Origin of the sequence: Shewanella sp. Shew256, from assembly GCF_002196695.1 — a bacterium.
Classification (GTDB): domain Bacteria; phylum Pseudomonadota; class Gammaproteobacteria; order Enterobacterales; family Shewanellaceae; genus Shewanella; species Shewanella mangrovisoli.
Genome location: NZ_NAJR01000013.1, coordinates 88,798 through 101,109, shown reverse-complemented (window position 1 = coordinate 101,109; position 12,312 = coordinate 88,798). Strand labels below are relative to the sequence as shown.

Sequence of the window (12,312 nt, the reverse complement as noted above, 5' to 3'; positions counted from 1 at the left end):
GATAGCGATTTCCATGATGTTGCTCCTAAGCAAAAAGGGGCAACATCCCCGTCGGGGTATGGTTGCCCCGATGGGTTTGAAAGTGTCGAAGATTACTCAGCGACAGTTATTACCAAACAAGTTCCTTGCCCTTACGAAGGTAAGTCGGGATTTCGAGATAATCCCAGTCAGGTTCTTGTTTAGCGACTTCTTGAACTTGAGTTACCTCAGGTTCAACGACTGCTTTGGCTTGTTCAGCCTTGGCAGCACGTTCTTTGATGACGGCCTGTACAGACCGCATTGCAGGAACTGCGAATTTGTTCCAAAGGAACAAACCGATACGCTGGAACACTTTAGCGAGAACGATGAAGGAAAAAGCAAATGCCTTCGCGCCTACGTACAGTGCGCCCAGAGATGCAAGCAGAACTACAATGAAAGTGATGATGTGCATGGTGTTGCTCCTATGTAAAAAAACAGGGGCAACACCCGGAAACCGGGAGAAGCCCCCGGCTTGGGGTTAAGTAATGCCATACGGCATAAGACTAGATGCTGTTTGTTTTCGGAGACCAGCTATCTCACCTATAGCCGCAGAGCGACTAAGATGATTCAAATATAGCTCACCTTTGCTAAACAGAAAACGCTGTAACTGTCCATTTTGGGCACTTCGAGAGGTCAGGTTACAGATTGACCGCATTTATCCTTTCCAGTGCGTTTATCTGTACCTCAAATTTAGGAGTATCTCTAATGGCAGAAGCACAAGTAGCACTGGACACAAACAACGACCGCGGCAACCACTACTCTCGCCCTGTTTTCAAGCAAGTTCTGAAAGTAAACAGCCTCCAAGCTCAGCGCGTCATGGAACGCAGCTTTGAGCGAGTTTCCAACTCCCTGTTCTCCATCGACGTGATCCTTCGCATCATCGGTGAGCAGGAGGAAATTGACCAGGTTGAAACCGTCATCCTGGAACATATCTCCAAGGTCTCCGAAGATCTGGACAAAGCGACCGCTCAGCTCAACAAGCTGATGGAAGATAACGGCATCGACATGATGCCCGGCTACACTAACCCGAACGAATACACCATCGAGATCAACTCTCCTCAGGTTGCTCAGTTTGCACACCTGATCCGCAAACTGGATACCCTGATGGGGATCGTTGACACTCTCTGGCTGAACACCGTACTGACCAGCAAGCAGCGCACCGACGCCACTTACCAATGGCAGCAACGCCTCATCAAGCTGGCCGGTCGAATCATAGGCATCGAGAAACGGGCTCGCATTTCCGCCCACAGCAAAGGCAAAGAAGGTGAAGTGGCCGAAGCCGCTCCGGAATCTGCAACCGGCGACAAGGAAATCGCAGACGAAGCCGAGAAAACAAAAGCAGCATAACCCAGCCCAAACCTTTGCCCCTCGCCCGAGGGGCTTTTTTTTGTCTTTTATGGTTGCATTTTTTGATGCTGTGATATTATCGAAGTAAATCAGATTCAACTCAGGTAAGAACGGAGAACAACATGAAAAAGGCTTTAATCACCACCGTGGCTCTGGCTGTAGCAGCTCTATCTGGCTGTGCATCCACCAGCAGTTACGAACCCACAGCGTACAAAACCAATCACAGTCGCGCTTACAACATCGCGGAGGCCGGTGGCTTGGTAACAGGCATCCAAGACGCTTCTGTTCCGCGTGACAAGCTGGAGCGTCTGACCGACACCAAAACGTTTGGGGCAGCCTACGTGCTGTCTGGCTACATGTCACCTCAGCTCGGAATGACCGACTGGCAAGGTGGCTTGGTCAACCTTGCGAACTGGGCTATCGGCCCCAAACAGCATGGCGCTCGCAATAGCTTGATCGCTTGGATGCCTGGTAACGAAGCAGTTTCACCGGTAGACGCTCAGGCCAAATTTCTTTCACATGTGAAAGTTTCCATTGAGTCAGCGCTGACTGATTTGGGTGCCAATTTCACGCTTCTGTATGACAAAGACGGTCGCCTAACCTATCAGTTCTACAAGAATGAATGGGGTTGCCCGACGTGGGTGAACGGACAAAGTAAGGTAGCTGACATGTGTTCCGTTAAGGTGAAAATCGTGGAGCCTCGCCTAGGGTCAGCTCCTAATTTTGTCTCTGGCGTTCAAGGTACAGCGTATGCCTTCACATCAGGCCATGAGACCGCATACAACTTTGTGAATGTCGGTAATGGGGCGGCAAGCCATGCTCCTCAGCAAGCGATCTACGCAGCTATTAGCAAACAGCTACCAGCTTGGGCCTACCTCTACCTTGCTCCAAAATCGGTTGAGCTGGATAATGGCGAAAAAGTTGCTTTCCCTTACCTTCTTGATCAGGGAAAAGCAGAGCTATTTGTTTACCCAGAAGCGTAATCAATCTACATGAGAAAGGGGCCGAAAGGCCCCTTTTTTTATCCACCACCACCAGTTGGCGCGCCTGTTTGAGGGTCTATGCTGTTTGTCGCCTCTTTTCGCTTCGCGTCAATATCAATCCCTTCCAACCGCTCCAACGCCCTTTCCTGAGCATTCTTCCGCGTCCCGTCAATATTGAAGTCATTCCCTGCTCCAGTCAGCGAGTCGAGATTTATTGAGGCCGGATCAGGGAATTTACCGTTCTGCTGTAATATCCCAAGCCACTCATCCAAATTAATTTTGCTCCAATCAATTTCGGCAATTTTATCTAGTGGAATCCCTTCACACTGAGGATTTTTTGGGTCTCCAAAGTTCTGCCCCAATTGAGGGCGAACCTGTTCTTGTATAATACGAGAGAGCGGAGAATTGAAGCAGCAATACGCTTCTCTTTTTTCAATACAAGCACCTAACACCTTAGATTTACAATAAGAGCCTACATAGGTGCAATTCTTGAGCGCTCTTTTGGCGTTCATAGTGAACTCTTCTTCCTCGCACTTATAAATCATCTGGATCATCACCATCGCAACGACATAGACGGTATATATCGTCATGGCAGTGCTAAGCCATGTTGTCGCAGTCTCCATCATCGCTTCGGCAGCTTGTTCAGATGCTGCGGCAGCCGCCTGCTCTGTTGCTGCATCTTGGCCTGCTGATTTCATGACATCCATCATCACTTCTTTGACTTGCTCTTTGAGTTGGTCAATGAGTTGATCAACAAACTGCTCTACAGGCTGAAAGAACGAATCAACAGCACCTGAAACGTTCTCTATATAACTTGTGAACGGTTTTGTGACTTCTGTCCACCCTTGAAGGGCAGGTTCCCTAAGTACCTGATAAGCCCCTTTAAGCGCATTACCATCAGTCAGCCCCATCACTGCGCCATCGAGCTTTGGAACGGCCATTATTAGGGTCAGATAATCGGCAAGAGATATATTGGTTGGCTTTTCACAGCAATCAGAAACTCCCCCAACAGCTATCTTGCATTCGCCAGCTTCCCCTGCAAAAGCAGAGCAAATAACGTTTTCATCCCCGGTAGGATTGTCATCCCCATCTTGGCCTGTGCAGCTCATATCCTGCGTCATGAATTGGGCTGCATTGAGCAACGCAGTAGCGCGAGCAAAATCAGTGCTTTGTGTTTTGGTCAAATCAAGGCAGTCATCTCCCATGCAGCGTATAGGCCCACCGCACTGGTACTCAGTTTCCTTTTCCAAGGTCGGAACAGAAACATCTGTACCACAGTCATAAGTATCCTCGTGGACGTAGCACGTACCAGAACTTCCCTGAGCACCATCAACACATTTGGAACTGATGAAGCCGCACTGAGGGTTTTCTTCATATTTCTGACAGCTATCGAGATTCCCGCCCGTGTTTACCGGACAGTGCGTTTCACCTTGAGGGTCTGTCCAGCAGTCCATTTGCCCCTTATAGAAGTCATAGTCAGCTTTAACTCGAACCTTTTTGCATAGTTTGGGAATACCAGGCAAAGGTGACGGCTTGAGTTGAGATTCGCAAACTTTGATCCCATTGATGACTGTGCAGCCAGTAGCATCAGTCGGGTCATCTATACATGTGATCTCGCCTTCCGCAAAACCATCTACCACCCCTTTGGCTGAATCCATGCAGCTCTGTGGAGCCCACTCATCCTTGGTAATGGCTTTCGATGGGTCATAGCGGAGTTTTATGCGGCCAAAACCCTCACCTTCACCGGTCACTGAAACACGGATCTTGAATGTAACAACATCACCATCTTTCACGTTCTTAAAATAGGGAGTGACATCAACATTAGGGTTTCGCTCCCAACTCGTGGAGAGCTCACATCTACCGGCTGTTTCTGGAGGGAAGTTGCCATCTGGGCCAGACCACACTTTAGTCTCTTGGCCGGACTTACCGACCCACACTTGCATGTAATCATCCCACTTAACATATTCAAGTGTTGCGGAAACGATAGCATCCGGGTTACTAACCTGGACTCTTGTGTACTCTTCATAGATTTTACAGTTACCGGACCAGTAATCGTCCCCAACCTTACCAATCCAGAGTTCCGTGCATCCGTCACCACAGGACTTGAGGTTGTATGGGCCATCATAGTGCTTCACCACAGAGGCGTCGTAGTCATGGACAACCTCACAGTCCGCGCTTTGATCTACAACACGCTGACACCGTTCATACTCTGGAATGTGGGCGTTGATAGTATTCTGATTGATGGTTGTTTCGGCAGAACAATCCCCAAAGCCACCTGCGATGAGGTCCATATCCTCATAGGTCTTTTTGCTTAGATTTAGTACCGGGTCATTACTGAAATCAGGGCGTGATCGATTAGAGGCATCGAGAAGAACCTTGTATGCCGCACCAGAAATTGATGGATTAGCACTATTGGCATCACTCCACAGCGACCCTTTTGCATTATTCCCCACGCTGTCCATGTCATCGCCAGAGTCGTAAATGCCTTGCAGACCGCCCACATCAGGTTTATTGGCATCAGGGAAGTAATAACTATCAGGTTTATTGTTGGTCCCGCTCGTTCCGGGGAATAGATCATTGACATTAATCTGACTCCCCCCGTTCATTTGGAATTGACCGTCTTTCAACGTCGGCATAGAGATTGTGCCATCTTGCACAGTCCCCGAGCTCGACTTGAATGAGTTTGAGAGGTTTTGTCCGAAAGCCTGGGCCTCTTTACCCACCGCTGTGATGTCCTGGTCTTGGCTACCGTTAGCGTAGGAATGTATCGGCAGCGCAGACATGGTTACTGTCAACAGCGAGGCCACAGCTTTCATAAAGTAATTATGACTTCGCATTGTGTTCTCCATTTCAACCTTCCCATGCTATCTGAGAAGACAAGGGCCACCTGTACGTGTAGTGGCCCTTTTGGGGCATAATCTAAAATGCCCGTGCAAATTCGTTAGGGTCTGCTCAATTGTTACAGCAATCATTCCATCGCCAGATGGTGTAAATAGGGTCTTGCCCAATTGCCGGTATAGTTCGCGCCAGACCCCACGTAAGAGTGGATTCGCCAATTACGTGAGATGAGTTTGTCTCTGGAACCGGATGCAATAGCGTGAATTTGTACTGCGTTTTGGGTAGTGTTGGGCTAATAACGCCTCTACACATAGCCTCAGAACCCATTGTCTTCCACGCTAACCCCCGGCGATGCAAAGCAGCCAGAACCCTTGTGCTAAGAAGACTGCTATCGCGGATAACACCTTTTCCACCATTCTGGTTGCCACTAAATGGATACAGGGTGCCCCATGAACCAGCACACCAGAAAAGCTGTTTTAAAGGTTTTCCAGCGGTTGATGAGACAGCATCAGCAGTACACGCAGCCGCCGCAATTGGGTTTGCTACTGCCGCCGCCTCTGGATTGGTAAAAAAAGCGAGCTCATCATTGTTCCAGGTCGGGTCGAGCTCCGACATGTACATGATGTCGAGATCCATATACCCATCAGCATTACAGGTCTGCTTAATAAATAAATCGAGCATCACCAACAGAGGAAACGCATAGTAGTGATAGTGCATAAAAGAACCATCACCACCATCCATGTCTCCCATGCCATGATGCCCTTGGTTAGTCCTATCAAACGGGAACCTGACACCATTCAAGACTGATGAGCAGCCAGGCACTCTCTGAAATTCAACGAGCCGTGCTGGCTCCCACATAGAAGTGGTGACTCCAGGCCGAGGGACCCCTAGATTATCCTCGCACATACACAGAGGGTTGCTTACGGCTTCACTCGGGAATGATCCGCCTCCACCACTTATAGGAACCCCTGCTACTTTGATAGGGAAAATACAGCTCCAGCAGATGTCAGTAATCAGTTTTCCGCCGATCACTTCCGCATTCTGGCACCCAGGGTCAGCCGATACCGAACCAACCCAAAAGACCGCGCTAACGGCCATGATCCGTAGAATTTTTTGCATCATGGTAAGGCCTTTACGTAATTCAAATTTTTCTCCATGACAGCAGGCTTCCCGTGATAGAAACCTTGTTGCCATGACAGTCCAAGTAATTTGGCGTTCTCCCCCAATGGGAAGCTCTCCACCTGCTCAGCAATGAGCTGTATGCCTTTTCGGCGGCAGTGGAGGATGGCCGGGTAGTCTTCAAGCGACCGCAGTCTTCTCGCGTCAAACTTGCAATAGTGCCAGTCATAACGGCTCAGGCGATCCAGAGAAGAGTTTTTGTCTCCATAGTCATCCAGCGCCAGCTCAACCCCTATTTCGGTCAGAGCCTCCCATCTCGATGCGAGAGAGGCGTCCTGAATGCCCTCTGTAATCTCGATGACAAGCCGTGATGAGTGATTTTTAGCAATGTCGCGGACAACCCTACACCACGCCTTGAAGATGACGTCTGATTGCAAAGTTTGTTCGGAGACATTCAGAAAGAGAGCCGGGTACAGATCCAAGCAATAATGAAGGTTGTCCTGAACGAACCGTGCCATCTCCATATCCACCAGTCCCCAATAAGGAGGAGATGACAGAGAGGATGGTGTAAGAACCCGGCCTTCGTCGTACCAACGAGCCAGTACCTCAGCAGCGACAAACGAACCTGTGCCGACGTCTTTAATTGGTTGGAAAGCCGGGGCAAAAATCATTCACCGCCCTCCTCAGCAAGTTCGCGGACAACAAACTTCTTGCCTCTGGCAGTAATGACGCTCGGTGTGTGCTCCAGCTCGAACCGGGTAATCAGATCTGGCGTCAGCAGATATACCGGCGCGTCAAAGTTGTCGGTGACACTCTTGTAGGAATCCCAGCCTTTGTCTTTGTCGAACTCTGTGGCGATATAGGTGATCCGTTGTACGCCAGGCTCCAGCTTGATTTCAGGCAGCTTCTTGGCGAGTAGTTCCATTTGCTTTTTATCCAGAGGGTCGAAAACTACGACCGCTTGGGTAAATGGCCGCGTTCCAGGCTTGCAAACTTCCTTCGGATCGCACAATGGGTTGATCACGTCACCCGCGTGAGCGAACACAGTGCCATCCGGAGTGCTGATGTCACTGGTGATCATGACGCTAGGGTCAATTTCTCGTGTTCGAGATTTTGGCGCTCTGGGCAGCTCATTGAAATTCTGCTTGGTCCAGAAGCGCTCTATAGCCTGTTTCTTCTTCTCTTCCCAGTCGATATTGGCAAGGCGTTTCTTGGCAACATCAATAAGGTCTGGCTCACTGATTTTCTCCACCGGCCCCTTAACGCCGAGATCGCCTTTTTCTCCGTTATCCACTTCCCGAGCCAACCATAGCGGGTCGGACAACCCGGATACCTGGGCGACGACGTTTGGTTGTTCGCCAGGCAGCGGCTCATCCTCCAGCATCACAATCGTGGGAACGGCTGTGATGTTGTACGTTTTGAACAACGTAGGGTTGATGATGATGTTCGGCACTGGGTCTTTTTTGGCCGCGAGCGCCTGAATAGCTTTAACTCCCTGCCCCAAGTTCATTCCTTCCGGGATGCCACGGAACACAATTACAGAATCAGGCTGGCCTGACACCGCCGTTAGGACGTCATCTAACCCCTGTTCGCCAAGAGACAACGAGGCGAAAACCAGTATCCGATGGTCAGAGTAGATGCCCTTTTCAGCCTGTTTCCGGTGCATCTCCTTGAGCGTTGGGTTAGTAGTTTGGAGCTGCTTGAAAAATGCCTTGGCTTCGGCCTGAGCCTCGTCCATGTGTTGGTTTTGCAACAGAGATGGCATTTCCATCTTCTGGGTCTTTTGGGCAATTTGCTTTCCTTGCTCAATAAGCGCCTTATCCTGCTCTGTGAGCGGAGACTCTTGAGCGTATGCCCCGCCAGCCACAGAGAACATCAACGCCACCAGAACGCTCTTAGAACAGGGGATATGCGCGGCCAATGATCTGATCATTTTTCACAGTCCCCCAGTAACGTGAGTCGAAGCTGAATGGGCTTTTGCCCATAAACCAGTAGTTGTTCTCTTTCAGCGTGGTCTTGCCGTAAAAGTGGCTCTCTGGCAGATGTAGTTTCCCTGCGAGCTGGAGCCCCTCTCCGACGACATCACCATTGACGGTGATCTTCCACTTATCGTTGATCTCGACTTTATCCCCCGGCATACCGGTGAGGATTTTGACCATGCGAGTCCCGTCCTTGTAGAAAGGCTGCATGTTCTTGGCTTGGAAGGCGTAAACAGCTCCCCTCTCCAGAGTTTGGTCGTTCAGATCAATGAGGAAGAAGGTGTAACCCGGCAGGCACTTCTCCTGTTGTGGATCAATGCCAATACGGTAGCGGCTGGCAAAGGCCGCACCAGCAGCCCAAAGAACCAGTAGTGTCACACCAGCCTTAACCCCGAAGCGCTTCCAGGATTCCTTTTTGACGAAATACTTCTTGAGTGGAAAATTCATTTCAGCACCTCATCAGGGAGGTACACGTCACTTGGAGCCCCGACGACAGCACTTGCGTCAAGGACCAAATAACCTGCGTCTTTCAACTTCAAAATTGCGTCATTGGTCTTGACCATCAGCCTTTCAACTTCCTCCTGAGAGGCACCAGCGGGATACGCCGACGCCACTTTAGCGAAGTCAACCACGACCACTGGCGGGGTTTGATTCAAACGCTGATGGATGCTTGCCGTTTGTTCACTCATCACGTAGTAGCTACCGCCGAAGCCACCAGCGGCACCGAGAATGGCGGCGATTGCGATTGATTTAATGTCCATTACTGTCTCCCTGGTTATGCAGCCTGCCGACGGCTTCGCATTACGGCCTTGATTGCCTCAGGTATGCTCATGCCTTGTTTCACAAACTGGTCGATGGCGTTAACGTCCACCGGATCGGTCGAATAAAGTAGCTTCTGGAAGTCGCCCACTATCAAGCGACCGACGCCCATACCGCTCTTCGATTTGATAAAGATTTCTGAGTACACGCCTTGGATGGTGTGTACCGTCTTGAGGGTGTGGAACCCGCCCTCTGAAAGGGTCAGACGACCGCTACGTTTAACAGATTCCACGGTTTCTTCGGTTTGGCCGAGCAAGTACATGCTGGCCGAGTTCTCCGCGATGGCGCGGCCCACTGCGTTCTCATAGAGGTCGTTGATGGACTGCGTTGCAATGACAACGGAGCCACCGTACTTACGGAATTTGCGGTAGGCATGTTCCATGAAGACCGAGACCTCGCCTTCTTTGAGCAGGTCCCAGGCCTCATCCACGATGACGACTTTCTTGCGGTTACGTTCACCCAGGAATACTTCTTGTTGGATCTGGTAAATAAGCTGGAGTAGTACAACCTGACGCAAGTGCTTACGCCCTTGCAGTTCATCGAGCTCCAGTACAGTGAACTGGTTCTGGAAGCTGACGTTGTTCTTGCGAGAGAAGTATTTCCCGTAGCTGCCCTGCGACGTAAAGGCGTAGAGCTGCTGACCAATATCCTTGAGGCGCTGGTCATTTTCTTCTTCCAGGCAGCGCTCAGCGATGTCGTCAACCTTCATCTCTTTACCTTTCTCTTCCCACAGGCGAGAAAGGACCTGTTTCAACGCAGAGATTTGCCATTCATCCAGCAAGCCCTTAGCCGAAGCCATCGCACAAACGAGGCTGACTATCGCGTCTTCTTCGTCCTCGTAGTTCTGTATGAGCTCAAACGGGTTGAGGCAGACGTGCGTTCCTTCTTCAAAGTGAACGAAGTCGCCATTGAGCATTTCCGACAACTTCTGGTAGGACTTACCGGCATCAATAACCCAGACCTGAGCCCCCTCGGACAAGTAGGAAAAAATCAGTTCGTTGGTAAGGAACGATTTACCCGAGCCGGATTCGGCTGCGATCACCAGGTTCTTGTTGGTATTACTGTCGTGAAGAGACAGACTCATGAGCTGGCCGTTGCGGGAAATCAGCGCTGCATGATAGGTCCCGGTCCCCTTCCATTCCCCAAACACCGGCAGGACCACAGCAGCCTGCTCGGTTGTCATGGTCTTGTAGCGGAATAGGTCTCGCACTGCATCCCGGTCGGTACAGAATGGCAGGCAGTTGAGGAACATCGGCAGAGCAACGAACTTGTCCTCCATCAGCTCGAACCGAGATTCACGCCAGATGTTTCGTGCGGCCATCGCCGCCGCTTCAACACGTTCTTTGGTTGGAGCAAATAAAACCACCGAGTAGGTGATCTTGACTGGCTTAGCCCCCTCTTTCATGGACTCATAGAGAGTGTCGAAGCTCTCCTTTTTGTCCGCCAGCACCGGCACGAATTTGAGCATCGGCCCGTAGGCTTGGTTTACAGTGAACTGGCGTTTGCGCTCCAGAGTGTTTTTCGTGCTTTCTGCCTCAGGAAAAAAAACATTGGTCACGACCATGTAGTTTTCTTTGATGCTGGAATTGCCGCCGCTGAGATCCCCGACATAGGTCAACGCATCACCAAAGTAGAAAACGTCAGGCAGCTTTTTCGCTGACATGACTTTCGCGTGGTAGTCACCCAGCCTGATGCCATTCTTGCTGACTTCCACGTCGGTGCCGTAATCGAAGATTTGCTCGCAGATGGGCTTATCCATCTCCCAATCCACAGAGTCATGTCGCCATGAAGCATCCGGCCCCCAATTCAGGATGGTGCTCATGATCCGGATGTAGTTCACCGCCGTCATTGTGCGAGGACGCAGACCAACGGTTTGAAGCGATGATTCGACCTTCGTGCGAAGCTGTGCGAGCTGCTGGAGTTCGCTTTCAGTCGGGTTATTGTTCTTGATGGGGACTTTGCACGTAACGAACAGCTTGAGGTCTTGGATCAAGCCATTGTCGTAGATACCTTTGTTGGTCTTGGCAAATATACGATCTGTCGTGTGGTGCTGGAGGAAGTTAATCCGTTCCTTGATAACAGATGTCAGCAGCTCGTGACGGAAGCCATCACGCAAACCCATCATCCGGTACATCTCCTGATTGATGTCCGGGGAGCGGAACAGGACAAACTGGAGCGTAGTCTTCGACGGGAACTCCTGATTCAGGAAACCGTTCATTCGCTCCTGAACTTTTTCATCGGCACCACACAGGGGCTCGCACATGAAACCAAAGCCTGCACTGTGATCATCCATAAGGAAGACATGATCGTCTTCATCATAGGCAAGGACAGGAATAATCCCGGCAGCTCGCAAGTGCTCCGGTATCAACGTTTCTTCGAGTTTCTTTTTGATGGTTACGATCATTCAGCACTCTCCAACCATGATTTCAGGTTCTTCGGACGTCCTTTGCTGACACGACCATCCGGAGCAACAACGAACGGAACGCCCTCAATCCCAATGAAATGAGCTGTCAGCAGCGTTTGGTCGTATTGGCCGGGGTCGCAGGTTTCTTTTGAAGGAAGGGAACCCAGGGTGTTGTTCATCAGCGCATCGAGCGCGTGGGTTTTGTCTTTCGCGCAGTACAAGTTTTTTGCCAGGCGGTTGGACTCAGCACCCAGAGCTGGAATCACGATAAATTTAAAGGTGTAATCATCCACCAGCGATTTGGCATCACCCATGAGCTGATGACAAACCGCGCACCTAGGATCAACAAAGACCACCACCTCTTTGTCACCACGCCCCATCGACACAGTGTTCAGCGTGTCCACATCCATGCCCATGCTCTTGAAGTGGATACGCTCCGCTACATCCCTCATTTGGGACATCGTGTTGAGGGGCTTCTTGCTCCACAGGTCGTAGATTTGTCCTGAAATAACAAATCGTCCGTTTTCAGAGAGGAACATGATCTGCCCATCACTTTGGACGGCTCGAACCCCTTTGATGGGTAGCTCTACAATGTCCTCTATCTTCGCCGCTCTGGGATCGGTGATTTCCAATTTCGATGACGCATGAGCCGTGCCGGTAATAATCCCGAACACCATCAGCGCCCCAAGTAATTTTGTCCGCATGTCTATCCCCTAAGATTGGATTACTGGATGCTGGGCAGTGTATCCGGGGGATGGAAATAGACTCGCCTCTGTAATAGCCCAATTTGGACAATTCCAGCTCG

11 protein-coding genes are annotated in these 12,312 nt (G+C 50.5%); 2 read left to right on the top strand and 9 right to left on the bottom strand.

All coding sequences use genetic code 11. From position 1 onward, the window contains the following. Positions 1-109 precede the first annotated feature (109 nt). Positions 110-430: a hypothetical protein gene (locus tag B5P39_RS19555; RefSeq protein ID WP_000547566.1), complete on the bottom strand. Its 321-nt coding sequence runs from the start codon at positions 428-430 to the stop codon at positions 110-112. Positions 431-723: 293 nt separating this feature from the next. On the opposite strand from B5P39_RS19555, the gene B5P39_RS19550 reads away from it, so the two are divergent. After that, positions 724-1,365: a hypothetical protein gene (locus tag B5P39_RS19550; RefSeq protein WP_088212675.1), complete on the top strand. Its 642-nt coding sequence runs from the start codon at positions 724-726 to the stop codon at positions 1,363-1,365. Between the two features lie 122 nt (positions 1,366-1,487). Further along, entirely contained in the window at positions 1,488-2,348 is an 861-nt protein-coding gene (locus B5P39_RS19545; protein WP_088212674.1) for a hypothetical protein, read from the top strand. A 38-nt stretch (positions 2,349-2,386) separates the two neighbouring features. Here B5P39_RS19545 and traN read toward each other — a convergent pair whose 3' ends face one another. From traN to B5P39_RS19505, 8 genes are all read right to left on the bottom strand, one after another. Then, positions 2,387-5,185, bottom strand: coding sequence for a conjugal transfer mating pair stabilization protein TraN (traN, locus tag B5P39_RS19540; protein WP_219929108.1), 2,799 nt, complete (start codon positions 5,183-5,185; stop codon positions 2,387-2,389). A 115-nt stretch (positions 5,186-5,300) separates the two neighbouring features. Next, the gene (locus tag B5P39_RS19535; RefSeq protein ID WP_015060043.1) at positions 5,301-6,284 is read right to left on the bottom strand and encodes a TraU family protein; all 984 of its coding nucleotides are present in this window, start codon (positions 6,282-6,284) and stop codon (positions 5,301-5,303) included. A gap of 20 nt (positions 6,285-6,304) precedes the next feature. Continuing rightward, positions 6,305-6,976 carry an EAL domain-containing protein gene (locus tag B5P39_RS19530; protein WP_088212672.1) on the bottom strand — a complete coding sequence of 224 codons (672 nt, stop codon included), beginning with the start codon at positions 6,974-6,976 and terminating at the stop codon, positions 6,305-6,307. Next, on the bottom strand, positions 6,973-8,238 hold the full coding sequence (locus tag B5P39_RS19525; protein WP_088212671.1) for a TrbC family F-type conjugative pilus assembly protein: 1,266 nt from the start codon (positions 8,236-8,238) through the stop codon (positions 6,973-6,975). The genes B5P39_RS19530 and B5P39_RS19525 overlap by 4 nt, the downstream gene beginning before the upstream one ends. Continuing rightward, the gene (locus tag B5P39_RS19520; protein WP_001010738.1) at positions 8,201-8,731 is read right to left on the bottom strand and encodes a S26 family signal peptidase; all 531 of its coding nucleotides are present in this window, start codon (positions 8,729-8,731) and stop codon (positions 8,201-8,203) included. Before B5P39_RS19520 ends, B5P39_RS19525 begins: the two co-directional genes overlap by 38 nt. Then, positions 8,728-9,045: a hypothetical protein gene (locus tag B5P39_RS19515; protein WP_000351984.1), complete on the bottom strand. Its 318-nt coding sequence runs from the start codon at positions 9,043-9,045 to the stop codon at positions 8,728-8,730. The genes B5P39_RS19520 and B5P39_RS19515 overlap by 4 nt, the downstream gene beginning before the upstream one ends. A 14-nt stretch (positions 9,046-9,059) precedes the next feature. Next, complete coding sequence (gene traC, locus B5P39_RS19510) at positions 9,060-11,507, bottom strand: type IV secretion system protein TraC (RefSeq protein WP_088212670.1); 2,448 nt, start codon at positions 11,505-11,507, stop codon at positions 9,060-9,062. Beyond that, positions 11,504-12,211 carry a DsbC family protein gene (locus B5P39_RS19505; RefSeq protein WP_001259346.1) on the bottom strand — a complete coding sequence of 236 codons (708 nt, stop codon included), beginning with the start codon at positions 12,209-12,211 and terminating at the stop codon, positions 11,504-11,506. The genes traC and B5P39_RS19505 overlap by 4 nt, the downstream gene beginning before the upstream one ends. Positions 12,212-12,312 lie beyond the last annotated feature (101 nt).

What these genes read in the sequence shown, in the direction of transcription:
- B5P39_RS19555 (WP_000547566.1), bottom strand. Translation starts at nt 430, where the DNA reads ATGCACATCATCACTTTCATTGTAGTTCTGCTTGCATCTCTGGGCGCA.
- B5P39_RS19550 (WP_088212675.1), top strand. Translation starts at nt 724, where the DNA reads ATGGCAGAAGCACAAGTAGCACTGGACACAAACAACGACCGCGGCAAC.
- B5P39_RS19545 (WP_088212674.1), top strand. Translation starts at nt 1,488, where the DNA reads ATGAAAAAGGCTTTAATCACCACCGTGGCTCTGGCTGTAGCAGCTCTA.
- traN (WP_219929108.1), bottom strand. Translation starts at nt 5,185, where the DNA reads ATGCGAAGTCATAATTACTTTATGAAAGCTGTGGCCTCGCTGTTGACA.
- B5P39_RS19535 (WP_015060043.1), bottom strand. Translation starts at nt 6,284, where the DNA reads ATGGCCGTTAGCGCGGTCTTTTGGGTTGGTTCGGTATCGGCTGACCCT.
- B5P39_RS19530 (WP_088212672.1), bottom strand. Translation starts at nt 6,976, where the DNA reads ATGATTTTTGCCCCGGCTTTCCAACCAATTAAAGACGTCGGCACAGGT.
- B5P39_RS19525 (WP_088212671.1), bottom strand. Translation starts at nt 8,238, where the DNA reads ATGATCAGATCATTGGCCGCGCATATCCCCTGTTCTAAGAGCGTTCTG.
- B5P39_RS19520 (WP_001010738.1), bottom strand. Translation starts at nt 8,731, where the DNA reads ATGAATTTTCCACTCAAGAAGTATTTCGTCAAAAAGGAATCCTGGAAG.
- B5P39_RS19515 (WP_000351984.1), bottom strand. Translation starts at nt 9,045, where the DNA reads ATGGACATTAAATCAATCGCAATCGCCGCCATTCTCGGTGCCGCTGGT.
- traC (WP_088212670.1), bottom strand. Translation starts at nt 11,507, where the DNA reads ATGATCGTAACCATCAAAAAGAAACTCGAAGAAACGTTGATACCGGAG.
- B5P39_RS19505 (WP_001259346.1), bottom strand. Translation starts at nt 12,211, where the DNA reads ATGCGGACAAAATTACTTGGGGCGCTGATGGTGTTCGGGATTATTACC.